This window comes from Arthrobacter sp. FW306-2-2C-D06B, assembly GCF_021789175.1.
GTDB lineage: Bacteria > Actinomycetota > Actinomycetes > Actinomycetales > Micrococcaceae > Arthrobacter.
In genome coordinates this window covers 2,152,326-2,176,976 of the sequence record NZ_CP084560.1, presented here as the reverse complement: position 1 = coordinate 2,176,976, position 24,651 = coordinate 2,152,326, and the positions used below count along the sequence as shown (strand labels likewise).

Here is a 24,651-nt window from a genome sequence, read left to right as displayed (position 1 = left end):
GACCCGCCATGACCTCGAACCATGCGATACCCGAAATACCTGATCCGCAGCCCGGCAGTCCCCCCTTGTCCGGATCCACCTCACCGCCAGCCGGCGCGGCGCAGGGCGATTTCGCCGCCCCAAAGCCGAGAACCACACGTGCCGGCGTCGTTTGGGCCGCAGTCGTCGTGGGCTTGCTCGCGCTGATATTGCTGATCATCTTCATCCTGCAGAACCAGCAGCCGGTCAACGTCTTTTTCCTCGGGCTGGCGGCCACGGTCCCCCTGGGCATGGCGTTGTTCATCGCCGCAGTAGCCGGAGGCGTCCTCGTAGCCGCGGCCGGTGCAGCACGGATCATTCAGCTCCGGTCCGATGCGCGGAAAATTCGAAAAACACACAACAATCCGAATCCAGGGTGAGTCGCAACTACGTAGCTCGTCCTGGGTTGGCCTGTTGACAGGGAGTTTCCGCTGATCAAGGCCGGGCTGTCTGGCTACCTGGCGCCGTCGAGCCTGCCCCTCGGTCCAGCCGTGCCGGATCCAGGCATCTCATCCTGCGGCTGTCTCCTGGTCACTGCTTTGGGGTGGCCTTCTCGCCGATGAGGGGTGCTGCGAGTCCGGCGAGCAGGATGCTGATGCCCTGGTCCAGTTCGGCCTCGCCGTCGTAGTCCGCAAGAACCGGGCCTAGCGCGCGGAGGCGGGGAAATTCCTTCGCGGGCAGGCGGTGCAGGCCAAGGCGGAGCAGTGCTTCGTTTTCGTCCGGATCCACGATGAATTCCTGGAGCTCATTGAGTATGTGGCCGTAGAGGAACCCGTAGTAGGCCCGGTAGATGTGCAGCGCGTCGGCCGGAGCGAAGCCGGCGTCGATCAGCAACGAGAGGATCTGCTCAAGCGGGCGCAGTGTGCCCAGGGGGCGCAGGCCCAAGGGCGTCGACAGCGGGCGGGTCACGAGCAATGGCACGACGTTGGGGTGCCGCAGCGCCAGCAGGCGCAGGTCATGGGCAATCTGCCGGAGCTGTGCCTGCCAGTCCGGGCGGTCCGGGAAGATGGAAAGCTCCTTCAGGACCAGCTCTGTCACTCCGTCCAGGAGCGCGGCACGATTGGCGGCGTACCGGTAGAGACTCATCGGGTCCCGGCCTAGTTCCTGACCTAGGCGGCGCATGGTGAGCGCGTCGAGTCCTTCCGCATCGACGAGTGCAAGGGCGGCGGTGAGGACGAGGTCGCGGCTCAGCTTGGATTTCTGCCCGGCGGCGTTCTCGCCGGCGGGGGAAGAACTCATGGGACTCTTTGGGGGCGGCACGGGATTCCATCCTGATCTGATCGCGTCATCGCTGGTTCCTGCGGGAAAACCTTGCTTACTTTGTAGTCTACGCGTAAAGTCTACATCGTAGGCAAGTTTCTACACAGGGTTCACGAAGCGGATTTGGGTGCACGGCCACGGGCCGTGCACCCCGTTTCGGAAACCCGTGGCTGCGCACAACGCACAGGCCGCCCGAACCGCAGAGTTCCACAGAACCGGGTGGCCGCTTCAGTGCCACGTGCACGCATTGGGGCTCAGCTGCTATAGCCACATGGCAGCACACAGCGCACTCGCGACAAAGGGCCCACCATGGCTAAAACGGCAAATTTCCACTTCGACCAATTCCTTGCAGAAGCCACCATCGACACCAACGACCGGTCGGACTCGGCTCTCGGTCGGGATTGCCTTTACGGCCTGTACACGAGCTGGTGTTGGCTGCAACAGTCGGCACCGCACCCCGAGAGCCTTTTTTGGGCAGCACTGAGGACCAAAGGCATCCATCCCGCCGGCAACGGGCTGGCCATGACGGGACCGGCCGCCGCCGACTACATTCTGGCAAGCTGCCCGGCCCTGGCCTGATCCGATGAGCGCCATCTCGAGGCCTACCTCAGAACCCGGTTCTGCGGTGCCGGTGCGGCTTCCAAATGGAAAAACCGCACCGATCCACCAACTAGTAAGTATGCTTATCAATGAATGCCTCAGGCCGTCGGCCAGGGCACACACACAAACAAGGAGACTCACATGTTGCTTTGGATAGCCATCATTATCGCCGTTCTCTGGCTTCTCGGCTTTATCGGCAATATCGGCGGCGGGCTCATTCACCTGCTTCTGGTCGTCGCCGTCGTCGTTCTGATCTTCCACTTCATCCGCGGCAGGTCACGCGTATAAAGGTCCAACCGCCAAGCCATATAAGGCGAGTCGTTAGACGCGCACCTCACAGCCCTCCGGGATATCGCGGAGGACTGTGAAGGCTTTGCCAACTTTCAGCCTGAGGCCGGGTTCGCTCCCGCGACCGATATGGCTTTCCAGTCGGTGTCCGACGGCGCTAACGCCAACGGAACCGGAATCTTCCTCAATGCCCCGGTTCGGGGCCCCGTCTCCTGCGGTCCAGGAAAGTAAGGGTTGCTGCATGAAACAACAGACCGACGGTGATGCATACCTCGGGGGCAGATACCGCCTGATCGAGCGCATCGGGTCCGGGGCGATGGCCATCGTCTACCGGGCCGCGGATGACTTTCTTGGGCGCGATGTGGCAGTCAAAATCATCAGGAAACCGGCCCGCGACGGCGGGACGGCGTCCATGGATGACGATGAAGTAAAGATCCTTGCCCGCATGAACCACCCCGGCTTGGTCACCCTCCTCGATGCCGGGGTTGACCGCAACGGATCCGGGGAGCCACGTGTCTATCTGGTGATGGAACTCATCGAAGGCCCGGACTTGAAGGAGTATCTGATCAAGGGAGCCCTCGGGCCGCGCCACACGGCGCAGATCGGGCACGACATCGCGGACGCTTTGGCCTACATCCACGGCAACGGCGTGGTCCACCGGGACGTCAAACCGGGCAACATCATGATCCTTGACTACCATCAGGACGCCGCGAGGATACGCGCGAAGCTCACCGATTTCGGTATCGCGCAGATCTCGGAAACCCCGGAAGACACCGACGGCGGGTTCCTGGGGACCGCAGCCTACCTCAGCCCGGAACAAGCCCGGGCCGAACCCGTCACTTCCGCCAGCGATGTCTACTCCCTCGGCCTGGTCCTGCTTGAGAGCCTGACCGGACAGGTCGCCTTTCCCGGGGACCCGATCCAGAGCGCCGTGGCCCGGCTGATCCGGGATCCTCCCATGCCGGAAGACATGGATCAGGACTGGAAGACACTCCTGGCTGCCATGACCGCCGCCGACCCACTGAAACGACCCACAGCTCGCGAAGCATCCAAGGCATTATTCGATCAGGCCTCCGCACGCCGGGGCAGACACAAAGTGAACCCCTCCATCATTCCCGACGACGAAACCGCCCGTATGGCCAACGTGCACCAATACCGGATACTGGACACGCCGCCCGACGGCGCGTTCGACAGAATCACCGCCTTGGCAGCCAGGCTATTCAACGTACCGATAGCAATCGTCAGCATCGTCGACCACGACCGCATCTGGTTCAAGTCCCACCACGGCATCGCAGCCGAGGAAATTCCCAGGGACCCGGGCCTGTGCGCCTCAGCCATCCTGCAGGGAGAGGTCTGGGTCGTGGAGAATGCCCCGGAAGACCCCCGGACACTCTCCAATCCCCTCGTCGCCGGAGATTTGGGCCTCGGATTCTACGCCGGGGCTCCCCTGAAGACCCGCGAGGGGTACAACCTCGGAACCATGTGCATACTCGACACAGTCCCGCGAACAATGTCCGCGGCTGACCGGGCAACCCTGGAGGACCTGGCTGGGCTGGTTACCAGCGAACTGGAACTTCGCCTCGAAAGCCGGGACCTGGCACAGGCGTAACCAAGTGGACCAAGTGTCGGCTGAACCCCAACAGACGAGCGGGCCGCCTACGACCGCCCGGATGGGTTTCGCGCGCGAAGTCACGGCACTTTTGGGATTTCTAGCTCTCTCCTGCACGGTCTCTTTGCTGGGGTCCGCGGCCATCCTTGGCAACGCCTCCGGCTGGTACGCGACGGCAAACAAAGCGCCCTGGACGCCGCCGGGCTGGGTTTTTGGTTCGGTCTGGACGATGCTGTACACCGCGATGGCTGTCGCTTCCTGGCTGGTCTGGCGCCAAAGGTCAGCCAAAACCCGCGCAGCCATGACGGCGTACGGTATCCAAATGGCGCTCAATCTGGCGTGGGCACCCACCTTCTTCGGCATGTACCCCGTATGGGGCGACACCGCACTATGGCTGGCCCTCCTCCTCATCGCCGCACTGGCGATGACCGTGGCAGCCACCGTCATCCTCTTCGGTCCCATAAACACAACAGCCGGACTGCTCATGCTGCCCTATATTTCCTGGATCGTGTTCTCGGCCAGCCTGAACTTCTATGCCGCAGCCAACAATTGACAATGCCCGGCCAAGCCCTTTTGCGAGTCGCATCTTGCCCAACACCTAGGAAAGAGGCACCCTCTTAGGGGGCCAGTTCGCCCGCCCGAGTCCAGCCGACGGCCTCGTACCGGTCCGCCGCCCCGGCGTCCACGGGCGCATAGACAACATCCGCGCCCTCGACGAAGGCTTCCTCCGCCAGGCGGGCCAGAACCACGGCCTCGTGATCGGGCGCCACAGCGTCGCCGTCCACCGCACGCACCGGGCCCACCACAGCGAATCCATTGCCGAACGCCACCCGGCCCCGCGCCATGGGGCGGTCGAAGCGGGTCAGCTCCACGACGTCGTAATCCTCCAAGGGCGCCTCGAACACGCCGAACTCGGACTCCAGCGGCGGCGCGCTGTTGACCTCGCCCGGCGGGGCGGTCATCAGGACGCCGACGGGAAGTGTTTCCTCGCCTTCGTTGAGCCGTGCCCACAGGGGCCGCCAGTCGTGTGTGGTGTCCGGTGCGCTCATTCACCAACCCTATCGTCGTCCCTGACTACCGGTAACTTGCCCCGAGCATTCCGACGCAGGACCGTTGAACGATCAGCCGGCGGGCGCGGCCGCGGCCCTTCGGGGGTGGGCCGAAAGGACATGGCTTTCCGGGGTTTACCAGAGAGGATGGATCGTCTCGCGGAAGTACGTGTCGTAGATTTCCCTGACGCTGTTCTCAAAGTCCGGGCCCAGGTGGTCCAGTATTTGGGTGGTGGCGGCGTTGGAGCGGGCTTGTTCGGGGTTTCGGGCCCCTGGTATGACAGTGCTGACCCCGTCTTGTGCCGCGATCCAGGCGATGGCCGCTTGGGCCGTCGTTGCTCCGGGCGGGACAAGCTTTTTGAATTCTTCAACCGCTTTGAGGCCCTGTTCAAAGTCGACTCCAGAGAAGGTCTCTCCGACGTCGAATGCTGCACCGTTCCGGTTGTATTTCCGGTGGTCATTTTCGGCAAATACTGTGTCCTTGGAGTACTTGCCCGAGAGCAGGCCGGAGGCCAGAGGGACCCTGGCGATGATGCCGACTCCTGCGTCCTTGGCCGCGGGCAGGACCTCATCCAGGGGTTTGAGTCTGAAGGCGTTCAGAATGATCTGGACGGTGACCGCGCCGTGCTTGATGGCCTCGAGTGCTTCATCGGTCCGCTCAACGCTGACACCGTAGTCCTTGATCGCGCCTTCACTGACGAGCGTCTCCAGCGCATCGTAGACTTCCGGGCGGCTGTAAACCGGGGTGGGAGGACAATGCAGCTGGACGAGGTCCAGGCACTCCGTCTGGAGGTTCCGCCGGGAACGGTCAACCCACTGCCGGAAGTTGGCCAGTGTGTAGTTCTCCGGTTTCTGTTCCATCCGCCGCCCGATTTTGGTGGCGACCATGATGTCCAGTCCACGGTTGGCAGCGAGGTACGCCCCGATGGTTTGCTCGCTTTGTCCGTCGCCGTAGACATCCGCCGTATCAAAAAACGTCACCCCGGAGTCCACTGCGGCTTCCAGGATGTCGTTGGCTTCCTTCGGATCCACGTTTCCCCAGTCGGCACCTAGCTGCCATGTGCCCAGCCCCACAACGGAGACAGACCGCCCTGTCTTGCCCAATACTCGCTGCTTCATCGTTCGACTATAACCACGGCACAACGGCCCCGTCCGCATGGAAGGGGGCTAGCTGATCCTAGGACCCGCAGGGCCAGCCACGCCGGGTCGAAAGAGGCTGTCGGACGCGTAGTCTCGAAACGGCTACCGGCACAGGGTCCGCTCATGGAACGACGTGGTCAGGGCCCGGGTTGCCGCCACACGACCGACTTCACGAACAAGAGAAAGCGCGTCAGTAAAAATGGAATTCAGGTACCTTGGCAACTCCGGCTTCAAGATCTCGGAAATCACGTTCGGCAACTGGCTGACCCACGGCTCCCAGGTCGAGAACGACACCGCCACCGCATGCGTCCGGGCAGCGCTCGACGCCGGAATCAGCACCTTCGACACGGCCGATGTCTATGCCAACACTGCGGCCGAGACCGTCCTCGGCAACGCCCTGAACGGCGAACGCCGGGAATCCCTGGAGATCTTCACGAAGGTATTCGGTCCCACCGGGCCCAAGGGCCACAACGATCTCGGGCTCTCCCGCAAGCACATCATGGAATCCATCAACGGCTCCCTCAGGCGCCTGCAGACTGATTACGTGGACCTCTACCAGGCCCACCGCTACGATTTCGAGACCCCGCTGGAAGAAACCATGCAGGCCTTCGCGGACATCGTGCGGCAAGGCAAAGCCCTGTACATCGGCGTGAGCGAATGGACAGTGGAGCAGATCCGTGACGGCCACTCACTGGCCAAAGATCTGGGATTCCAGCTGATATCCAACCAGCCGCAGTACTCGATGCTCTGGAGGGTCATCGAGTCCGAAGTGGTCCCGGCGTCGGAAGAACTCGGACTCTCCCAGATCGTGTGGTCCCCCATGGCCCAGGGCGTCCTGAGCGGCAAATACCAGCCCGGAAAACCTGCTCCCGAGGGCAGCCGCGCCACCGACGCCAAGGGCGGAGCGCAGATGATCAAGCGTTGGATGTCCAACGAGGTCCTGACCGGCGTCCAGAAGCTCAAACCGATCGCGGAAGAGGCCGGACTGACCATGGCCCAGCTCAGCATCGCCTGGGTCCTGCAGAACCAGAACGTGGCCTCGGCCATCATCGGCGCGTCCCGGCCCGAGCAGGTCGCGGCCAACGTGGACGCATCCGGAGTGAAACTGGATCAGGAGATCATGGACAAAATCGACACCGCAATCGGCTCCCTCGCCGAACGCGACCCCGCCCGGACCAAAGATTCCTCACCCGCCACCCGGGAAGCATAAGCACCAAACTGCAGAGGTCGGCCGGACGCCCGCCTTTCGGCGGGGGACGTCCGGCCACCCTCGTTACACATCTTCGTCCAAAGGGACAAACGGGTCTGTGCCTCGGGCCTTGATTTCTGCGTCAGCTCAACGACTTCCTGGATCTTCTGCTCGGGAACCACCAGGCCGCGCCCCTGCTCAGGCTTCAGCGACCCGAGCTTCTTCAACCCGCCTTCGAATTGAGTCAGGCCCCCTGTCGTTTCTCCGCGGCGACTAGGGCGGTGACGCGGGCCCGCTCTGCGCGGCTGTACGTCTCTTTGGTCACCAGAATGCCGATCAGCCCGATGATGGCTGCCAGCATGTAGAGCAATGAAGCTCCAGGCCAGCCAATCCGGCCGACGAGCAGAGTTGCGAGAAGTGGCGCGAACCCGCCGATCGCAGCGGCGATCTGATAGCCGAGCGAAGCACCGGACGTGCGCGTCGAGGTGCCGAACTGTTCAGTGAGCAGCGAGCCCTGCACGCCGGTGAGCGAAGCGTGCACGATACCGATGCCGAAGATGAACACGGCGATGACAAGTGCCGGTGTGCCGTCATTTGTGAGCAGGTACATCGGGAACGCGAACAGGATTGCCGCGAGGCAAGCCACGATGTAGATCGGCCGACGGCCCACCTTGTCAGTGAGCGCCCCCATGGCGAATGTGACGACGATCGCCACGATGCTGGCCGCGGTGATGGAGCCGAGTGCTGTGGGGCGAATGTCGGGGAAGCGCTGGGAAAGGTAGCTGAGCAGGAAGGTGGCAGTCGAGTAATAGGCAAACGACTCCACCATGCGCAGGGCGATCACGCGGAGGATGCTGTGCCAGTCACGACGAAGTGTTGTGAGGAACGGGTTCTTTTCGATCTTTCCCTCAGCCTTGGCCGCTTCGAATTCGGGCGACTCCGACAATCGTGAACGGACGACCAGGGCAACGACGACGAGGACGGCGCTGAAGAGGAACGGCACCCGCCAAGCCATGTCTCCTTCAAGGCGCGCGCTGATGAGGAACATCGCGCTCGCGAGTGCGATGCCAAGAGGGTTTCCGGCCTGAGGAATAGCGGCGTACATGCCACGGCGGTTCCATGGCGCATGCTCATATGTCATCGTGATGGCACCGCCCCATTCGGCTCCAAACGCGAGGCCCTGGATCATCCGGATGATGACCAAGAGCACCGGTGCAATGACACCGACCTGGGCGTAGGTGGGCAGGAGCCCGATGAGGCAGGTTGCCCCTCCCATCACCAGCATCGCGCCGACGAGAACCGGCTTGCGGCCGAACTTGTCGGCGAGGTAACCGCCGACCGCGCCGCCGAGGGGCCGCATGAGGAAGCCGACCGCGAGTGTGGCGAAGGAGAGGAGCGTTCCAATGAAACGGTCACTCTGGGGAAAGAAGACCGCGCTGAAATACAGTGCGGAGGCCGTGCCATAGGCAATGAAGTCGTAGTTCTCTACGCTCGTCCCCAGAGCGGCGGCGAATGCAGTCTTGTTGCGGTCTTTCGATCCGAGCGCAGATTTCTGCGGAATCGAGGTCGTTGTCGTCATGGGTGGATCTCCTTTGATCTGTGGTGGTGCGGAGCCTGTGTTTAGCCGGCGAATGCTGGCCGGAGATTGTCGAGGGCGTTCAACTTCTCAACGCGGCGGCGCGTGTCGTCGTCGTCGTCGAATGTTGCGGCAAGGAACTGTTCCACGATCGCCTCGATGAAGGCGGGTGGAACCAGCCAGGCGCCCAAGGCAAGGGCATTTGCGTCGTCGTGTTCGACCATTTGATGGGCGGAGTATGACTCGTTGGCTAGACCACACCGGATGCCGGGAATCTTGTTGGCTGCCATAATGGCGCCGGCACCCGTTCCGCATACCAGGACTGCGCGCTCCGCGCTGCCGTCAAGCACGGGCGCGCAGGTCTCCTGTGTCACGTCGGGGAAATCAACGGGCTCTGTGCTGATGGCGCCTCGTTCGATCACGGTGTGGCCGAGTTGCTCAATGGCTTCGATCACGCGCTGTTTGATGGGAAATCCGGCGTGGTCTGCTCCCACGGCAACGATCATGCTGGTGTCCTTTCGGTGGCGACGACGGGCAAAGGCTCGACGTCGCCGAGGTGCGGGATGGATGAGGATGCTCCCACGACGGTGACGGCGAGGGCCCCCGCGGCGACCGCCAGGCGAAGCCGTTCCTCCAACGGGAGTCCCGCGTGCGCGGCAAGATAGCCGACGACGGTGTCGCCAGCAGCGGTGGTATCGACCGCTCGCACCTTCGGAGCAGGGACGCTACCCAACAGTCCGTCCGCGAAAAACATCGCCCCGTCAGAGCCGAGCGTGCAGATGGCGTCGGCATCCAGCGCGCGTGCGCATTCGGCCAGCAGAGCGCCAAGCGCGGAACTGCCCGAGCCCTCCCTGATGGTCTCGATTCCGAGGATTACACTGATCTGCTTGAGCTCGTGTTCATTGACGACGAGGAGATCGACGTCGTCCACGAGATCTGCGGCCGCGGTGGGTGCAGGAGCTGCATTCCAAATGACCGTAGCGCCACGGGACCGTGCCAGGCGGGCAGCGGCACGGTTTGCGTCGGCCGGAACTTCGTTCTGCAGCACGAGCACATCACCCGTCGAGATCCAAGCGAGGCCGGTCGCCGCCACGTCCCCGTCGAGCAAGTCATTGGCCCCCGGGAGTACGACGATGGAGTTCTCACCCGAGTCATCGACGAAGACGATCGCTCGGCCGGTCGCGATTCCGCGGCGCGTCGCGACCGAACTGGTGTCGACGCCGCGCAAGACGAGTGCCGCAAGCTGAGCGGCGGCTTCGGAATCATCACCGACCATTCCGATCATGCGCGTCACTGCGCCGGCTGCCGCCGCGGCGATGGCCTGATTGGCCCCTTTGCCGCCAGGGGACGCACTCGCGGTCGAGGCGATGACCGTTTCGCCGGGAGTCGGGAGCGCCGTCATTCTGTAGCTCGTGTCGGCATTGATGCTGCCGAAGACAACAACCGTTCCGTTCATCATTTCACCTCCTCGTAAAAAATCCATGGAACCGTTTCCATGGATGTGATGGGTTCAATAGTGCATGACGGGATGGGTTCTTGCAAGCTGCAACCAGTCTGCGGGCAATCGGCGAAGGGGGCGGCCGTGCGCCGTCGCACCCCCGAAAGGGATGTATACTCGGGAACGTTTCCATGAAGGGGTAGGTAAGTGGCAACCATCAAAGACGTTGCAGCGCGCGCCGGAGTCGCGCTCGGAACGGCATCGCGCGTGCTCTCGGGAAGCAGCCAGACCTCGGCTGATTCTCGCTCACGCGTGCTGGCGGCCGCCGCAGAGCTGAATTACATCGCCAACGGGCCGGCACGCTCATTGCGCCGCTCCAGGACCGACGTGCTCGGCCTGCTGGTGTCAGACATCCGGAATCCCTTCTTCTCGGACCTTGCCCATGCCGCTGAGCAAGAGGCCGGAAGGCTCGGGTACACCGTGCTCCTTGCGAACGCCAACGAAGACCAGGCGAAGGTCGATGACTACTTGCGCATTTTCGCTTCGCAGCGCATCGATGGACTTCTGCTGTCTCCACAGGGCGGGCACTCACCGCAACTTGAATTGCTTCGGGCGACGGGGCTACCACTGGTGCTCTTAAACCGTACCGTGGACGGTCTCGACGCACCGATGTTCGGAACCGACAACGCCGGGGGCGTCGCTAGTGTGCTCGACTGGCTGCAGCGGCGTGGGCACCGAGATGTCGCATTTGTCGGCGGCCCGTCGACTATTTCCACTGGTGCCGAGCGCCTCGCCGCATACCGGGCGGGGCGCGAATCCCATGGAATCAGCATGGACGACGCACTCATCGACACCGGCGACTTCCTGCCCGGCGGCGCTGCGAAGGCAATGCACCGAATTCTCGACAGGGGCATGCGCCCAACCGCGGTGTTCGGCGCGAACGGCCCAACGACTTTGGGAGTGGTTCGCGCGCTTCGTCAACGCCTCGGCGCCGACTGGGCGGCGAACATCGCAATCGTTTCCTTCGATGACCTCGACTGGTTCGAGTTCGCGTCGCCGGCGATCAGCGCGGTTAGAAACGATGCGGCAACCATCGGACGGCTCGGAGTCGCGGGGCTCGTCGACTTGATTAACGGGCGCAGCGTGGATTCGCTGCGGGTCCCGACTGAGTTCTTCGATCGCTCCGCGGGCATGTCATGAATGCCGCTGCATCGGCCCTAGGTTGTGTTTCCATGACGTCGCGGGGGAAACGGCGCGGACACGTTCGACAGTCTGGGGAGCCCTGCTTCGGGAAGGCGAACAACACACCGACGACAAGCGGTCCCCGCTCGGCATCCGACCGGCCAGCCAGCGGAGACCGGTCTAAGGTCATGTCAGTGTCCTCACTTGTGCGCGATCACACCGGCTGCGGAACGATCCGAATGTTCGGCTTGGTTCTCGTCCGGCCCGATGACGAACACGTTGCGGACGGTCTGGTTGTCCGCAGGTGTGCGGCTCTTGGCGTCCCTGACCTGGTTGCGGGGAGCATGCCGTCAAGCTTCGCCACGGTGTAGTCCTCGTCGCCGCCGTCTCGCCCAGGCCGAACAGCTAGCCGGTATGTGGCCTGGCGGACCACGGCACGCCGCACTCTGGGAAGCACGAGCCGTCCTGCGCCGCGCAGAGGGTCACGAGAATCAAGCCGGCTAGGCGGTATTCCGTGCAACGTTTCCAACTGTTAGGCGAGGCCTACCGCCTCCAGGTTGTGTTCGGGAGGCGGTAGCCCGGAGCCCGGCCATTCATGGGCGTCACGGAGGACCTTCATTGTTTGTCGTTCCGACGCTCCATGGTCGCTGGGCGGGTTCTCCGCGCGACCAGGCCGCTTTACGCAGCTTGCCATCCAACCCTCATGCCCGGCCGAGCTCCGTCAACAGTCAGAGGGCCAGACCCCCTGACCAGTGGAAACGCTGTGCCCGAGGTGGGCCCAGTCCGACGGGAAAAGTGTGAATCGGTCCGGCCTGCCTGCCCGTCGGCCCATAAGCTCAAACATTCTCCTCGCCACTGGACAGGTAAACGAAAGAGGCGAGACCGGCCAAACGTGGAGGAATTCACCCCAGCGGCCTACCGGCAAGGCACGGCATCGCCTGGCGATCTCCCCTTCGGCTTGGCTAGGCCAGATCCGACCCCGCGTATTTACAGCCCGATCAGCTTTCTGAGTTCGGCTGCTCGAATTCGAAGTACTTCCGGGTTCTCCTGCACATCTCTAAGAGAGATACCGGTTGACTCTCTGACAGCGCGCCGCATCGCTGGCAGGCTTGTGAATCCGCTGGCGTTCGCTATGTCCGTCAGGGAGCGTTTCCACGGGTTTGCGTTGCTGAGGAGCTCAAGGGCCTCCAGGGTCCTCAGCGCGCGAATGTATCCGCTGACTTGGAACTCTTCTTCCTCGAAGAGGTAGTAAAGGGCACGGCGTGAAAGAAACGAGTAGGCCACAACCTCGTCCACATCAAGGGCCCGGTTCCGGTAGTTCCTGCGTATGAACCTCTTGATCTCCATGACGCGGGCCAGTTTCAGGTCACCGGGTTCGGCGGGGGCTTCGAGCAGCGAGCTGACCAGGGCGGTCATCATGGACCGGAAGATCGGCTGGAGACGCGGCGCCTCCCGGCCAATTCCCGTCCGCTGCCAGCCGGACAGCGCCGGAAGGATCAACCCTCGCACCAGAGGGTTTTCCCTGATGTCGGCCAGTCCCTGCAACTGTTTCACTGTCCTATCGTCCAGACCCAGCAGGCACCGATCCAGTTGGAGCCGCACCGCGCTTAACCCGGCCGGAGCATGGAAGCTACCGGGGGAAGAAAGGTCAAGAAACCTGACGGTGCCAGCAGAAATTTCTTCGGAACATCTCGAGAAACTGAACTCGGGACATGGACTTCGGAAATGTACCAGCCAGTCCCCGGCAGACGTATCGCCGTTCCAGTAGCAAGTAGCGGGCTCATTCGTGACGTCAACAAGGCTGAATCCAGGACCGTCCAGGCTTAAAGCAGTTGGATTGAAACTCGGACGCACTGGTTTCTCGATTTTTTCCAACCGTACGGGAGTGTCGATGGCGCTGCCGTACCAAGTACGCCAATGTTCGAATTTTTCCTCGGGGCTCAGTCCGGGAGGAACGCTGTAGCGTGTTGTCCGATCATGCGGTACTGCATCCGGTGCGTCGGTGCTGGCGGGAGGCGTGAATTCCATGGGATCTGGGACCCTTCGGCCGGATGAAAAGCGATTAATGCGTCGCATATATGCGACATAAAGACTCATCTACGTTATACGGAAGAGAGTTCAAGTGCTCGACAGAGAGCGTCCTTGCTTCTTGCAGCCTTGCAGCTTGGAGGGCGGACCATAGCGGAAACTGCGCAAGTGCAGCCGGAAGGTACTTCGCCCCACCGAATTCCAGGATCTAGGTGTCTTGGACGTTGGCCCGGACATCCCGCCGCGACGAGTTATGCCAGTGGGCCCAGTCTTCGGGACGGACGGCGGGCCTGCCGAGGAGATAGCCTTGGCCAACGTTCATACCGAGCTCAGTGACTGTGGTGAGTTCTGTGTCTGTCTCGATTCCTTCGGCGATCAGTGCGGCGCCGATTCCTGTTGCGAAGCTGACCATGGCCATGCCAAGGGCTCTCTGGCCGGGGTCGGCGTCGATACCGGCGATGATGGTCCGGTCCAGTTTGATCACCTCGGGCCGGAGTTGAAGGATGTGGCGCATGGAGGCGAAGCCAGCGCCCGCATCGTCGACGGCGACGCGCAGCCCGGAGCGTCGAAGGCGCGCCAGCGCTGCGGCGAGGGGCTCGTAGTCGTCAACAGCGGAGCGTTCGGTCACCTCCACCACAATGCGTCCCGCGGGCACGCCGGAGCGTTGCAGGATCTCGCTTAACCGGGAGTCGAGGCACGCAGCGGGTGAAAGGTTGATGGCGATGTAAAGGTGGGGCGGGAGCTTGGCCGCGGCCACGAGCGCAGTTTCCATCGCCAGGAATTCGAGATCCGGACCACGCCCGATGGAGGCCGCGTCGGCGAACCATGTCTCCGCCGATCTCACCGGTGAAGTGACAAAACGCGTGAGGGCTTCGGCCCCGATAACGGCGCCCGTGCCAAGGCAACGGATCGGCTGGAACGCCGTCATCAAGGTCCGCTCGGTCAGTACGCCTTCGACGCGCTCCCTGACTTCATCAGCCGCAAGGCTGCCTGCTGCACGGCAGTCCCCTGGGCGACCTATTCCAGCCTGCGCCCGTTCATCATGTTGTTTCCGCAGAAGACGCCAAACAGCATGCAAGACCACCGGAACCAGCAGTACGGTCCCAAGAGCGGGGACAAGGGCCGGTCCGTCGACACCCTCCCAGGGTTCTTGGCCGAACACCATCGGCAGCAGCCAAATGGACAGAGCGAACGCAGCGTCGACGTACACGACAACGAGCAGCCACAAACCGGCCGGAGACAACGGACAGCGATTGACGTGATCCATTGAAGCCCGGCGTACCCCCTTCGGATACCGGCGGGTAAATTCTTCCCCTGCGCCGTTTAACTTCCGCATCAACGCACCGTCTTCCGCATCAACGCACCGTCCGGGCGGCTCCGTGGCCGACTGATGACGGCATGTCAGCGCTCCTTCCGGAGTTGATTCCTGATTCGACCAAAATTTGTCGTACCGAGGCGCTGCCTGCCTCCGGTGCCGCATCCCTCCTGCACGGCGTCACTATCGTGCTCCACGAGGACACCATGCTTGCCCTCCCCTATGGCGCGTTGTTGGGTTAACTCGACGGCAGCGTTCAGGTCCGCGTTTACGATACGAACCTTGTCTCCCGTGACGCGATAAATACGCCCGGTCTCGGTCGTCGTGATCACTCTGCCGTTCCTGCTTTCTCTGGTTCTTGGGATCCGCCCGTCGTACCGCTCTCTCGACTGGATTCCGGCACCCAAGTTGGGCTTCAACAAATTTGCGTGGTTTCGAGGGCTCTCCGTATCCGGGGCAGTGCTGCCCGGAAGGGGCCGATGACACCTAAAAACTGTTATCGGTCGAGCCTGTATTCAGAACACTCATAGATCGGATTCCACGTGAACCCGAGGAAGTGCAACGATTCCCGTTTCCATCCGTTTTGGGGGCTCTGAAGATCAGCTTCGTAGCAAATCCTACGGCCGGCTACGTTCGGTGAACCTGGCCAGGAGGTCCATTCCGTGCAGACTTAGGCGATAACTCGACCAATGCGTGCACAAAGGAGCGAATTGGGCAGGACTGATCGCCCAAAACAGAACCCTGAGTTTGAATAGTGAAATGAACGCCAGCCCTACCCCGACCGGCTCTTCGGCCCTCGCTCAACGGCGCCCTCCCGATCCAGGGCGCAATGTGGATTGGAAAACTGAAGTGGAATTCGTTGCGATGGGGTCCTCCGGGGATTGCACGCCAGACCGCGCCCCTCTGCGGAGCGGGTGGCTCAGGTGAATACTGGCCTCTCCCCAGCAGTCCCGGCTTTGAGCGGTGCGCAAAAAGTTGCCGTGGTTCTCATGCAGCTGAGTCCTACCAGCGCCGCTTCCCTGTTTGCACAGTTTTCTGAGTCCGAGGCCGAGGAAATCGCCGCAGAAATCGTGCGGCTCCGCCGAGTTTCTTCCTCCGTGGCGAGCACAGCGGTCAACGAGTTCCATGAATATGTCGCCAGCGGCCGAAGGACGGCACGTGGTGGACGCGACTTCGCTGCCGGGCTTCTGGAAGCATCCTTCGGCGCCGACAAGGCCGCAGGCCTATTGGACCGGCTTGCATCGACCATGGCGGGAAAGTCGTTCGACTTCCTCGAACCCATGTCCCCCGAACAAATATTGGCGTTGGTTGACGGGGAGCTTTCACAAACCATGGCCCTGATCCTCGCGCACCTGCGGCCCAGCAAGGCCTCAGCCGTTCTGGCCGGCCTAGACGACGGGCAAGCCAGCGAAGTGGCGCGCTGCATCGCCACGATGGGGCCGGTAGCACCCGAAGTCGTGTCCATCGTGGCCGAAGTCCTGAAACAGCGCGCCGGTTCGGTGGTATCGCCAGGAAAGTCCACCGAAAACGTCGGCGGCATCCAACCACTTGTGGACATCCTCACCCGCTCTGATACCCGGACTGAGCGTACGGTCCTGGACGGGCTGGATAACCTTGATTCCGAACTCGCCGGCGAGGTCCGCGCCCAAATGCTGACGTTCAAGGACATCGTCAGGCTCGAACGGCGCGATCTCCAGCAGATCCTGCGTGGCGTCAGCCCGGAATTGCTGGCGACCGCCCTCAAGGGCGCCGCGGCCGTAGTCCTTGAAGCCGTCCGAAACAATATCTCCGATCGGAACAGAGAAATCCTGGAATTCGAAATGGCCAATTCGGGGCCCGTGCGGGCCTCGCAAGTCGAAGAGGCACGGGCACAGATCGTGCGCTCCATCCGCGAGGAAACCTCCAACGGAACCATGGTTATACGACGCGCGGACGAGGAGGACTACATCGACTAACTCCACCCGGAATATTCCTACGCTCCGCCCTAATGACTCACCGGAGTTGGCAAAGGCACCAGGACGGTTGCCAACTGAGCTACGCGCCCCGGCCAGCGTAGTCGTTGAGGGCAGTGATGCCAGCCTGGTGCCCCTCCCTTTAGACCAGGCTGGATTCTAGACCAGGCTGGATTCCGAGATGAGCTGGGCGCGGCCTTCTTCGAGTTGGTACGCAACGGCGATCACGGCGGTGGAGGAATCGTTCACAGCGGAGGCAATCACCTGGGAGCTTTCCAGCAACCGGTCCACGGTCTGCTTGGCGTGCTCGACGACCATGTCGTTGACCTCCGCTTTACCCTCCCGCAGCGACGTCAGCACCGAGGGGGTAATGCGTTCGACGAGATCCCGGATAAAGCGCGGAGGCATCTGTCCGGTCTCCACTGCGTCCTTGGTGGCCGTCACGGCGCCGCAGCTGTCGTGTCCCAGGACAACGATCAGCGGGACATTGAGCATGGAAACGCTGTACTCGAGGGAGCCCAGGACCGCATCGTCGAGGACATGGCCGGCCGTGCGGACCACGAATGCGTCACCTAGGCCGAGGTCGAAGATGATCTCCGCGGCGAGACGGGAGTCCGAGCAGCCGAAGATCACCGCGAAGGGGTTTTGGGTGTTCACCAGTTCGCTGCGCCGCGACGCGCCCTGGTTCGGGTGAAGCGCGCCTCCGGAGACGAAACGCGCGTTGCCTTCACGTAGGCGATGCCATGCTTCGGACGGGCTGATCGTATTAGTCACCCTACTTACTATACGACGCCGCCTGGCGCACTGACGTCAACGACAAGCTGGCACGCGAGTTCGTCGAGACCTCCCGGACTCTGGCCTCCTTCGGAGGCGTCCCGAACCTCGTCGACTCCCGTCGGCCTGCCTCGCTTTCCTCTTCGCGCCGGTCCCATTAGCGAGCCCGGAGCCCTGCTCACCCGATAATGCCCACGCATTGCCAATCACGGCGAGCACGCGACCGGGATCCCAGGGCCTGTGTGGACGGTGGCGGGAAACCGCCGCCTGCTGTTTTTATCACGTCGTGAGTGCCCCCTCCAGCCAGGACCTCAGCACAGGGGCGGGAGCTGCGCCGGCCTGCCTCGCGACGATCTTGCCGTCCACGATGATCATTAACGTTGGCACTGCCTGAATGGCAAATCTGGCGGAGAGTTGCGGTGAGTGGTCCACATCGACCTTTACAAGTTTGATCTGCCCCGCGCGCTCGTGTGCCAACTGGTCCAGCACGGGGCTCACCATTCGGCAGGGTCCGCACCACACCGCCCAAAAGTCCACCAATACCGGAACGCCGGACCGTTCCGCGATCTCGCCGAAGTCGTCGTCGCCCGCCACAACAACCCAAGGCAACTCCCGATGGCAACTCCCGCAGCGTGGCCGGCCGTCGGCGACGGCCGGCACGCGGTTGGATTTGCCGCAATGCGGACATTGGATGATGGCCTGGTTCATGCGGCTCCGGCCCCTTCCAGCTCCATCGTGCTGTAGTCAACCACTAATTCCCCTCCGGATGCAGTCACCGTGACCACCCCTCCCTCCGCGATGCTGCCACGCAGCAGGGCCCGGCCTACCTGCGTTTCCACCACATGGGAAATATAGCGGCGCAAAGGCCTAGCTCCGTAGACCGGATCAAAGCCGCGTTCGGCTATCAGAAGGCGCGCCTCCTCGCTGAGGTGCAGCTCTATTTGCTGCTCGGACAGCCGCTGCCGCAGCTGCTGGAACTGCAGATCAACGATGCGTTCGATTTGCGGCAGCCCCAAGGGCGCGAACAGGACCGTATCGTCCACCCGGTTGAGGAACTCGGGACGGAAGTACGCCCGGAGCTCACTCATCACCCTGCCGCGCGCCTCCTCGGTGATCGCCCCGCCTTCGGCCGAACCCTCCAGAAGATACTGGGAGCCGATATTGGAGGTCATAATGATGACGGTGTTGCGGAAATCGACGGTGCGGCCCTGCGAGTCCGTAATCCTTCCATCGTCGAGCACCTGCAGCAACGTGTTGAAAATGTCCGGATGGGCCTTTTCCACCTCATCGAACAGCACCACCGAGTACGGCTTCCGGCGTACCGCTTCCGTGAGCTGTCCTCCTTCGTCATAACCGATGTAACCAGGAGGCGCCCCCAGCAGTCGGCTCACGGTGTGGCGCTCCTGGTACTCACTCATATCCAGCCGGATCATTGCGTTCTCACTGTCGAAGAGCGCCGCAGCCAGAGCCTTTGCAAGCTCGGTCTTCCCGACGCCCGTCGGGCCGAGAAAGATGAAGGAGCCGATGGGCCGGCGGGGATCGCGGATACCGGAACGGGCGCGGATGATGGCGTCCGACACCGCGCTAATCGCTTCTTCTTGCCCCACGACGCGGGCGCGCAGGATTTCATCCATGTGCAGGACTTTTTCACGTTCGCCCTCCTTCAGCCGTGCGACCGGTATACCTGTCCAGGCCGCGACGATGTCGGCGATCTCGTCCTCCGTCACCACCTCGCGGAGCAGGCGTTTTTCACCTTGTTTCGCGGTCAGCCGTTCCTCCTCGGCGGCCAGCCGCCGTTCGAGGTCGGCAAGCCTGCCGTATCGGAGCTCCGCGGCCCGGTTGAGGTCATAGTTCCGCTCGGCTTCCTCCGCGTCCTGCCGCACCCGCTCCAGTTCGCTGCGGATTTCCTGCAGTTTGTGAATCGCTTGGCGCTCGGCTTCCCATTGGGCCCTTTTCGCATCAGCATCGGCCCGCAGGTCCGCCAATTCGCGCCGCAACTCCTCGAGCCGGGTCTTGCTGGCCGGATCGGTCTCCTTGGAGAGTGCCGCCTCCTCGATTTCGAGCCGCGTGACCTTCCGGGTGAGTTCATCGAGTTCCGCCGGCATCGAATCAATTTCCGTCCGCAGCCTGGCGCACGCCTCATCCACGAGGTCAATGGCCTTGTCCGGAAGGAACCGATCAGTGATGTACCGGTGGGAAAGAGTGGCCGCAGCCACCAGGGCGCTGTCCTGGATCCGTACGCCGTGGAAGACCTCAAGCCGCTCCCGCAGCCCGCGAAGAATCGAAATGGCATCCTCGACGTCGGGCTCGTCAACCGTGACTGGCTGGAAGCGGCGTTCCAAAGCCGCATCCGACTCAATGTGTTTGCGGTATTCGTCGAGGGTGGTGGCGCCGATCATGTGCAGTTCCCCGCGAGCAAGCATTGGCTTCAGCATGTTCCCGGCGTCCATCGACCCCTCGGACGCGCCAGCTCCGACAACGGTGTGCAGCTCGTCGACGAAGAGCAGGATCCTGCCTTCTGCCGCCAGCACCTCGGCCAGCACCGCCTTCAGCCGCTCCTCGAACTCGCCGCGGTACTTGGCACCGGCCACGAGCGCGCTCATGTCGAGCGAGAAGATGGTCTTGTTCTTCAGCCCTTCCGGCACATCCTGCCGGACGATCCGCTGGGCCAGTCCCTCCACAATGGCGGTCTTGCCGACTCCAGGCTCGCCGATGAGCACCGGATTGTTTTTAGTCTTGCGTGAAAGTATCTGGACGACCCGCCGGATTTCCGCGTCGCGGCCGATGACCGGATCCAGCTTTCCGGTGCGGGCGTCCGCCACCAGATCGCGGCCGTACTTCTCCAGCGCCTCGTAAGTCTGCTCCGGTGTTGCCGAAGTGACGCGCTGATTTCCCCGTACCTGGGTCAGGACGGACAGGAATGCCTCACGGGTGATCCGGTGTTCAGCCAGCACCCTCCCGGCCGCAGTCGACCGTCCCTCCTCCGCCAAGGCCACGAACAGGTGCTCCACCGAGACATACTCGTCTTTGAGTCGCTTGGCCTCACGTTCGGCGGCGTCCAAGAGTGCGCCCAGCCTGCGGCTCACATACACCTGGCCAGGGGCCGCCCCCGGGCCAGTGACCTTCGGCTTGCGCCTCAGCTCGGCTTCGACGGCAGCCCTCAGCTCATCCACATCCACCTGCATGCCCGTGAGCAGGCGCGGGACAAGGCCATTTTCCTGCTCCAGCAGGGCCAGAAGCAGGTGTTCGCCATCGGTCTCAGTGTGCCCATTGCGTTCGGCTATCCGTTGAGCCTCTGCCAAGGCCTCCTGCGATTTTTGCGTCAAACTCTCCATGTTCATCGTGAAGCAGTCCCTTCGACCTGCGTGATTTCAACCAAACGTCGTTCAAGCGAGTCAACCCGCATCAACAGATCGAGTACCAGCGGGATTGCCGCGTAGTTCAGCGACAGCTCCGAATGGAGTCTCATGACACGCGCTATGAGTTCCGGGGCCTTCGGGCTGAACCAGGGTCCGCCCGGCGCATCACCCAGCGGCCGAATCAGGTCCAGATCTACGAACCGCATGACGACGTCGGGGTGGACGCCGCTGCTGCGTGCCACTGCCTCGAGATTCAGGCGCCACGGATAGGCGAGCGGATATTCTCGGCTCATAGAATTCCCTCCCGAGGGTGAAAGTCGGACACGGCGGCAAGCTGCTCGTATAGCTTGCGCACCTCACTGCTCAGTCGCGCGGGCACCATGACGCGGATCTCCGCGTAGAGATTCCCGGGGTGGCCCTTCGGATCGGGCACGCCCTGGCCGCGAAGCCGAAGTCTGCGCCCGCTGGAAGACCCTGCGGGAACGGTGATGGTGACCGGTCCCGCAGGCGCGTTGACCTTGATCTTGGCCCCGAGAGCGGCTTCCGACGGCGTGACCGGAAGGTCGAAATGGATGTCCCGGCCCTTGAGGCGGTATCTGGTGTCCGGCTGGATGCGTACGGTCAGGAACAAATCCCCGGGCGGGCCGCCGTCGCGGCCCCCGGCGCCCTCCCCCGCGAGGCGGATGCGCTGGCCTTCCACCACACCGGCGGGTACGTCGACGTCATAGTTCCGGGTTTCGCCACCCGGCTGGGCCAGGCGGACCGTGCGCCGTCCGCCGCGGATCGCTTCTTCGAGGGTCAGCCTAAGCTCGGCCTCGTGGTCCGATCCCTGCGCCGGGCCTGCCCCCTGCTGACGGAGCCAGCCACCGAGCAGATCCTCCCAATCGAGGTCGCCGCCCATATTGAGGTCAACGTTGCCGTACCCGCCTCGTCCCGACGGCGGACTTGGTCGAGGGCCGCCGGACCCCCATCGCGGAGTTCCTCCAGCCGGACCGGCTCCGCTGCCGGCGTACTGCCGGTAATCGGCGCCGAATCGGTCATAGCGGGCCTTCGTTTCGGCATCCGAAAGGGTGCTGTAGGCCTCGCCGATTTCCTTGAACCGGTCGGCGGCGTCCGGATCGCGATTGACGTCCGGATGATATTTTCGCGCCAGCTTGCGGTAGGCGCGCTGGATCTGGTCGGCGTCCGCCGTCCGGGAGACGCCGAGAACGGAATATGGGTCCCTAGCCACGGTCAGCGTTCACCGCCCGGCTCACAACGACGGCGGCTGGCCTGAGGATGGTGTCCGTGCCGCCGTAGCCCGGGCGCAGCACGGTCAGCACAGTCCCGGGGGCCGCCTCGTCCGTTTCCGACACACTGACCACCTCGTGAATCCGCGGGTCGAAGGGGACATTCTCGACGTCGATCCGCGGGTAGCCCAGGCGGGCCAGGGTATCGATAGCTTGGGAACGGATAGCGGCTATGCCTTCGACGAGCGGGTCCCCGGCAGACGGGGCGTGGGCTAGGGCCAATTCCAGATTGTCCAAGACGGGCAGCCACGCCAACGAGACCGCTGCGCGCTCCTGTGCCCTTAGCTGTGCGCCGTCCCGGGCGGCGCGCTTCCGAACATTATCTGCGTCAGCCAGCGCACGGCGCCACAGATCCTCCATTTTGGCCAGCGCGTCCGCCTGTGAAGCCGGTTCGGTTTCCCTTTCATCAGGTGCGGCGGCCCGTGCCTCGTCATTTTCCGGATTGGCCCGGCCGGCCCGCCCTGCCTGGTCGCTCATGGCCGTTCCTAGCCACGATCGAATTCTGCATCGACAATGTCAGCGTCATCTGCATCGTTGGACGCACCGGGCTGAGCTCCGGACCCCTGGCCCGCCCCTGCAGTGGCTGCGGAGGCACTTAGCGCCGACTGCATCTGCTGAAGCTCGGAAATCAGTTCCCTCGCGGTGCCAACGTCCGCCTGGCTGCTGACGGCGTCCCGTGCCTGGCCGATCAGCAGTTCCGCCCGGGCTTTGTCATGCACCGGGGCTGCGCCACCAAGCTCATTGACGGCCCGCTCAACGCGATAGGCCACCGCGTCGAGTTCGTTGAGGGTGTCGATCCGCTCCCGGTTCTGCAGGTCCTCGCTTCGGTGAGACTCCGCCTCGGCAATCATGCGCTCGACTTCCTTGGCGTCGAGGTTGGAGCCTTCGCTGATGGTGATGCCTTGTTCCTTGCCCGTGTCCTTGTCGCGGGCGGTGACGTTCAGAATGCCGTTGGCGTCCACGTCGAACGTGACCTCGATCTGCGGTTCCCCGCGAGGCGCCTGCCGGATATCGGTCAGCTGGAACCGGCCCAGCACCCGGTTATCCGCCGCCAGTTCCCGCTCCCCCTGCAAGACCACCACGTCCACGGCGGGCTGGTTATCGTCAGCGGTGGAGAACACTTCGCTGCGCCTTGCGGGGATGGTCGTGTTGCGCTCGATGATTTTGGTCATCACGCCGCCGCGGGTCTCGACACCGAGGGAAAGCGGCACAACGTCTAGTAGCAGGACGTCCGAGACCTCTCCTTTAAGCACGCCGGCCTGGATGGCCGCACCGATAGCCACGACTTCGTCTGGATTGACGCTCATGTTGGGATCTTTGCCGCCGGTCAGGCGCCGGACGACGTTCTGTACTGCGGGAATGCGAGTGGAGCCGCCAACCAAAATCACTTCATCGATGTCGTCGGCGGTAACCTTGGCGTCCGCCATCGCCTGCTTGACCGGATCCATGGTGCGCTCTACCAGGTCATGGGTGATGTCTTCAAAAACGGAGCGCCGAACAGTGGCCGTCAGATGCTTGGGCCCCGTGGCGTCGGCAGTGATGAAGGGAAGGTTGACCTGGGTCTGGGTCACAGAACTCAGTTCGACCTTCGCTTTCTCGGCCGCCTCAAACAGGCGTTGCAGCGCCTGGGCGTCGGACCGGAGGTCGATGCCCACCTCCTTCTGGAAGTCCTCGGCCAAGTAGTCCACAAGGCGGCGGTCAAAATCGTCTCCGCCGAGGTGCGTGTCACCGGCCGTGGAGCGGACCTCCACAACGCCGTCCCCCACGTCCAGCAGGCTCACGTCAAAGGTTCCGCCGCCAAGGTCGAAGACCAAAACCGTCTCATGCTGACGTTTGTCGATGCCGTAGGCCAGGGCCGCTGCAGTAGGTTCGTTGATGATGCGCAGGACCTCGAGCCCCGCAATTCTGCCCGCGTCCTTGGTCGCGGTGCGCTGTGCGTCGTTGAAGTACGCGGGAACCGTGATGACGGCCTCCGTCACCTTTTCGCCCAGCTGCTTCGCGGCGTCGTCCACTAGCTTGCGGAGAACGAGCGCGCTCACCTCTTCGGGTGCGACTTTCTTGCCCTGAACCTGGAAACGCGCCACCCCGTTGTCGTCCGCTACGACGTCGAAGCTCACGGCCTTGGCCTCATCCGTGATCTCGTCATAGTGTCGGCCGATAAACCGCTTGGCCGACGTGATGGTTCCCTTGGGGTTGAGAATCGCCTGCCTGCGGGCCAGTTGCCCCACAAGCCGCTCCCCGGTGTCGGTGTACGCCACAACTGACGGAGTGGTCCGGGCACCTTCCGCATTGGCTATGACCCGGGCCTCCCCGCCTTCCCAGACGGCGATCACCGAGTTGGTTGTTCCGAGATCGATTCCTACTGCTTTGGCCATGACTCACTCCGGTCTTAGAGGGCGCGACCGGTCCGGTGGCGGCGTCCGCCCGAGATTGCACCGCATGACTCACGCCCTGTTGGGCCATGAAGCTCAACGGGCTTTGTCATGGGGCCTTATACGGTTGAGTCTGCCCCTTAGGCAGGAACGACGGCATGACCCTCCAGGGTCCAAATATGCTCCAGGGAATTGACCTATCAGGGCTAGGAT

24 protein-coding genes are annotated in these 24,651 nt (G+C 63.0%); 9 read left to right on the top strand and 15 right to left on the bottom strand.

The window, feature by feature from the left end; genetic code table 11:
• Positions 1-8: 8 nt before the first annotated feature.
• Positions 9-398 carry a lipopolysaccharide assembly protein LapA domain-containing protein gene (locus LFT47_RS10110; protein ID WP_336885435.1) on the top strand — a complete coding sequence of 130 codons (390 nt, stop codon included), beginning with the start codon at positions 9-11 and terminating at the stop codon, positions 396-398.
• A gap of 151 nt (positions 399-549) precedes the next feature.
• Here LFT47_RS10110 and LFT47_RS10105 read toward each other — a convergent pair whose 3' ends face one another.
• On the bottom strand, positions 550-1,257 hold the full coding sequence (locus LFT47_RS10105) for a TetR/AcrR family transcriptional regulator C-terminal domain-containing protein (RefSeq protein ID WP_236817907.1): 708 nt from the start codon (positions 1,255-1,257) through the stop codon (positions 550-552).
• Positions 1,258-1,587: 330 nt separating this feature from the next.
• Between LFT47_RS10105 and LFT47_RS10100 the strand changes: the two genes are divergently transcribed.
• From LFT47_RS10100 to LFT47_RS10085, 4 genes are all read left to right on the top strand, one after another.
• The gene (locus LFT47_RS10100; RefSeq protein WP_236817905.1) at positions 1,588-1,857 is read left to right on the top strand and encodes a hypothetical protein; all 270 of its coding nucleotides are present in this window, start codon (positions 1,588-1,590) and stop codon (positions 1,855-1,857) included.
• A gap of 162 nt (positions 1,858-2,019) precedes the next feature.
• The gene (locus LFT47_RS10095; protein ID WP_234748473.1) at positions 2,020-2,166 is read left to right on the top strand and encodes a lmo0937 family membrane protein; all 147 of its coding nucleotides are present in this window, start codon (positions 2,020-2,022) and stop codon (positions 2,164-2,166) included.
• Between the two features lie 241 nt (positions 2,167-2,407).
• Complete coding sequence (locus tag LFT47_RS10090) at positions 2,408-3,775, top strand: GAF domain-containing serine/threonine-protein kinase (RefSeq protein ID WP_236817903.1); 1,368 nt, start codon at positions 2,408-2,410, stop codon at positions 3,773-3,775.
• Positions 3,776-3,788: 13 nt separating this feature from the next.
• The gene (locus LFT47_RS10085; protein WP_442863451.1) at positions 3,789-4,328 is read left to right on the top strand and encodes a TspO/MBR family protein; all 540 of its coding nucleotides are present in this window, start codon (positions 3,789-3,791) and stop codon (positions 4,326-4,328) included.
• A gap of 64 nt (positions 4,329-4,392) precedes the next feature.
• Here LFT47_RS10085 and LFT47_RS10080 read toward each other — a convergent pair whose 3' ends face one another.
• Both LFT47_RS10080 and LFT47_RS10075 read right to left on the bottom strand, forming a co-directional pair.
• A complete protein-coding gene (locus tag LFT47_RS10080; RefSeq protein ID WP_236817895.1) occupies positions 4,393-4,824 on the bottom strand; it encodes a hypothetical protein in 432 nt (143 codons plus the stop codon).
• Between the two features lie 135 nt (positions 4,825-4,959).
• Positions 4,960-5,943, bottom strand: coding sequence for an aldo/keto reductase (locus tag LFT47_RS10075; protein ID WP_236817893.1), 984 nt, complete (start codon positions 5,941-5,943; stop codon positions 4,960-4,962).
• Between the two features lie 220 nt (positions 5,944-6,163).
• Here LFT47_RS10075 and LFT47_RS10070 point away from each other — a divergent pair, with 220 nt between their 5' ends.
• Positions 6,164-7,174: an aldo/keto reductase family protein gene (locus LFT47_RS10070; RefSeq protein WP_236817891.1), complete on the top strand. Its 1,011-nt coding sequence runs from the start codon at positions 6,164-6,166 to the stop codon at positions 7,172-7,174.
• Positions 7,175-7,397: 223 nt separating this feature from the next.
• Here the strand turns inward: LFT47_RS10070 and LFT47_RS10065 are convergent, their stop codons facing one another.
• From LFT47_RS10065 to LFT47_RS10055, 3 genes are read right to left on the bottom strand one after another with little or no spacing between them, the layout of a single operon-like run.
• Positions 7,398-8,732: an MFS transporter gene (locus tag LFT47_RS10065; RefSeq protein WP_236817889.1), complete on the bottom strand. Its 1,335-nt coding sequence runs from the start codon at positions 8,730-8,732 to the stop codon at positions 7,398-7,400.
• Positions 8,733-8,773: 41 nt separating this feature from the next.
• Positions 8,774-9,235, bottom strand: coding sequence for an RpiB/LacA/LacB family sugar-phosphate isomerase (locus tag LFT47_RS10060; RefSeq protein WP_236817887.1), 462 nt, complete (start codon positions 9,233-9,235; stop codon positions 8,774-8,776).
• On the bottom strand, positions 9,232-10,188 hold the full coding sequence (locus LFT47_RS10055) for a PfkB family carbohydrate kinase (protein WP_236817885.1): 957 nt from the start codon (positions 10,186-10,188) through the stop codon (positions 9,232-9,234). Before LFT47_RS10055 ends, LFT47_RS10060 begins: the two co-directional genes overlap by 4 nt.
• A 186-nt stretch (positions 10,189-10,374) precedes the next feature.
• Between LFT47_RS10055 and LFT47_RS10050 the strand changes: the two genes are divergently transcribed.
• Positions 10,375-11,367, top strand: a complete 993-nt coding sequence (locus LFT47_RS10050; protein WP_236817883.1) for a LacI family DNA-binding transcriptional regulator — start codon at positions 10,375-10,377, stop codon at positions 11,365-11,367.
• Positions 11,368-12,336: 969 nt separating this feature from the next.
• On the opposite strand, the gene LFT47_RS10045 is transcribed toward LFT47_RS10050, so the two are convergent.
• Together LFT47_RS10045 and LFT47_RS10040 are read right to left on the bottom strand one after the other, a co-directional pair.
• Positions 12,337-12,903: a helix-turn-helix domain-containing protein gene (locus tag LFT47_RS10045; RefSeq protein ID WP_236817881.1), complete on the bottom strand. Its 567-nt coding sequence runs from the start codon at positions 12,901-12,903 to the stop codon at positions 12,337-12,339.
• Positions 12,904-13,585: 682 nt separating this feature from the next.
• A complete protein-coding gene (locus tag LFT47_RS10040) occupies positions 13,586-14,644 on the bottom strand; it encodes an EAL domain-containing protein (protein ID WP_236817879.1) in 1,059 nt (352 codons plus the stop codon).
• Between the two features lie 131 nt (positions 14,645-14,775).
• Here LFT47_RS10040 and LFT47_RS10035 point away from each other — a divergent pair, with 131 nt between their 5' ends.
• Both LFT47_RS10035 and fliG read left to right on the top strand, forming a co-directional pair.
• The gene (locus LFT47_RS10035) at positions 14,776-14,934 is read left to right on the top strand and encodes a hypothetical protein (RefSeq protein ID WP_236817877.1); all 159 of its coding nucleotides are present in this window, start codon (positions 14,776-14,778) and stop codon (positions 14,932-14,934) included.
• Between the two features lie 747 nt (positions 14,935-15,681).
• Positions 15,682-16,647 (top strand): flagellar motor switch protein FliG, encoded by a 966-nt coding sequence (gene fliG / locus LFT47_RS10030; protein WP_236818505.1) that lies wholly within the window; start codon positions 15,682-15,684, stop codon positions 16,645-16,647.
• A 156-nt stretch (positions 16,648-16,803) separates the two neighbouring features.
• Here fliG and LFT47_RS10025 read toward each other — a convergent pair whose 3' ends face one another.
• The 7 genes from LFT47_RS10025 to dnaK all read right to left on the bottom strand — a co-directional run bounded on the left by LFT47_RS10025 (position 16,804) and on the right by dnaK (position 24,441).
• Entirely contained in the window at positions 16,804-17,418 is a 615-nt protein-coding gene (locus LFT47_RS10025; protein WP_236817875.1) for a carbonic anhydrase, read from the bottom strand.
• A 279-nt stretch (positions 17,419-17,697) separates the two neighbouring features.
• Positions 17,698-18,126: a thioredoxin gene (gene trxA, locus LFT47_RS10020; protein WP_236817873.1), complete on the bottom strand. Its 429-nt coding sequence runs from the start codon at positions 18,124-18,126 to the stop codon at positions 17,698-17,700.
• Complete coding sequence (clpB, locus tag LFT47_RS10015; RefSeq protein ID WP_236817872.1) at positions 18,123-20,759, bottom strand: ATP-dependent chaperone ClpB; 2,637 nt, start codon at positions 20,757-20,759, stop codon at positions 18,123-18,125. Before clpB ends, trxA begins: the two co-directional genes overlap by 4 nt.
• Positions 20,756-21,070, bottom strand: coding sequence for a chaperone modulator CbpM (locus tag LFT47_RS10010; protein WP_236817870.1), 315 nt, complete (start codon positions 21,068-21,070; stop codon positions 20,756-20,758). Before LFT47_RS10010 ends, clpB begins: the two co-directional genes overlap by 4 nt.
• Entirely contained in the window at positions 21,067-22,008 is a 942-nt protein-coding gene (locus LFT47_RS10005) for a DnaJ C-terminal domain-containing protein (protein WP_236817868.1), read from the bottom strand. The genes LFT47_RS10010 and LFT47_RS10005 overlap by 4 nt, the downstream gene beginning before the upstream one ends.
• On the bottom strand, positions 22,001-22,543 hold the full coding sequence (locus LFT47_RS10000; protein WP_236817861.1) for a nucleotide exchange factor GrpE: 543 nt from the start codon (positions 22,541-22,543) through the stop codon (positions 22,001-22,003). Before LFT47_RS10000 ends, LFT47_RS10005 begins: the two co-directional genes overlap by 8 nt.
• An 8-nt stretch (positions 22,544-22,551) precedes the next feature.
• The gene (dnaK, locus tag LFT47_RS09995; RefSeq protein WP_236817859.1) at positions 22,552-24,441 is read right to left on the bottom strand and encodes a molecular chaperone DnaK; all 1,890 of its coding nucleotides are present in this window, start codon (positions 24,439-24,441) and stop codon (positions 22,552-22,554) included.
• Positions 24,442-24,651: the final 210 nt, after the last annotated feature.

Coding starts and splice junctions, on each gene's coding strand:
- clpB (WP_236817872.1), bottom strand. CDS start 20,759: ATGAACATGGAGAGTTTGACGCAAAAATCGCAGGAGGCCTTGGCAGAG.
- LFT47_RS10035 (WP_236817877.1), top strand. CDS start 14,776: ATGTCAGCGCTCCTTCCGGAGTTGATTCCTGATTCGACCAAAATTTGT.
- LFT47_RS10010 (WP_236817870.1), bottom strand. CDS start 21,070: ATGAGCCGAGAATATCCGCTCGCCTATCCGTGGCGCCTGAATCTCGAG.
- LFT47_RS10075 (WP_236817893.1), bottom strand. CDS start 5,943: ATGAAGCAGCGAGTATTGGGCAAGACAGGGCGGTCTGTCTCCGTTGTG.
- fliG (WP_236818505.1), top strand. CDS start 15,682: ATGCAGCTGAGTCCTACCAGCGCCGCTTCCCTGTTTGCACAGTTTTCT.
- dnaK (WP_236817859.1), bottom strand. CDS start 24,441: ATGGCCAAAGCAGTAGGAATCGATCTCGGAACAACCAACTCGGTGATC.
- LFT47_RS10040 (WP_236817879.1), bottom strand. CDS start 14,644: ATGGATCACGTCAATCGCTGTCCGTTGTCTCCGGCCGGTTTGTGGCTG.
- trxA (WP_236817873.1), bottom strand. CDS start 18,126: ATGAACCAGGCCATCATCCAATGTCCGCATTGCGGCAAATCCAACCGC.
- LFT47_RS10060 (WP_236817887.1), bottom strand. CDS start 9,235: ATGATCGTTGCCGTGGGAGCAGACCACGCCGGATTTCCCATCAAACAG.
- LFT47_RS10080 (WP_236817895.1), bottom strand. CDS start 4,824: ATGAGCGCACCGGACACCACACACGACTGGCGGCCCCTGTGGGCACGG.
- LFT47_RS10090 (WP_236817903.1), top strand. CDS start 2,408: ATGAAACAACAGACCGACGGTGATGCATACCTCGGGGGCAGATACCGC.
- LFT47_RS10065 (WP_236817889.1), bottom strand. CDS start 8,732: ATGACGACAACGACCTCGATTCCGCAGAAATCTGCGCTCGGATCGAAA.
- LFT47_RS10105 (WP_236817907.1), bottom strand. CDS start 1,257: ATGAGTTCTTCCCCCGCCGGCGAGAACGCCGCCGGGCAGAAATCCAAG.
- LFT47_RS10070 (WP_236817891.1), top strand. CDS start 6,164: ATGGAATTCAGGTACCTTGGCAACTCCGGCTTCAAGATCTCGGAAATC.
- LFT47_RS10055 (WP_236817885.1), bottom strand. CDS start 10,188: ATGATGAACGGAACGGTTGTTGTCTTCGGCAGCATCAATGCCGACACG.
- LFT47_RS10100 (WP_236817905.1), top strand. CDS start 1,588: ATGGCTAAAACGGCAAATTTCCACTTCGACCAATTCCTTGCAGAAGCC.
- LFT47_RS10095 (WP_234748473.1), top strand. CDS start 2,020: ATGTTGCTTTGGATAGCCATCATTATCGCCGTTCTCTGGCTTCTCGGC.
- LFT47_RS10000 (WP_236817861.1), bottom strand. CDS start 22,543: ATGAGCGACCAGGCAGGGCGGGCCGGCCGGGCCAATCCGGAAAATGAC.
- LFT47_RS10110 (WP_336885435.1), top strand. CDS start 9: ATGACCTCGAACCATGCGATACCCGAAATACCTGATCCGCAGCCCGGC.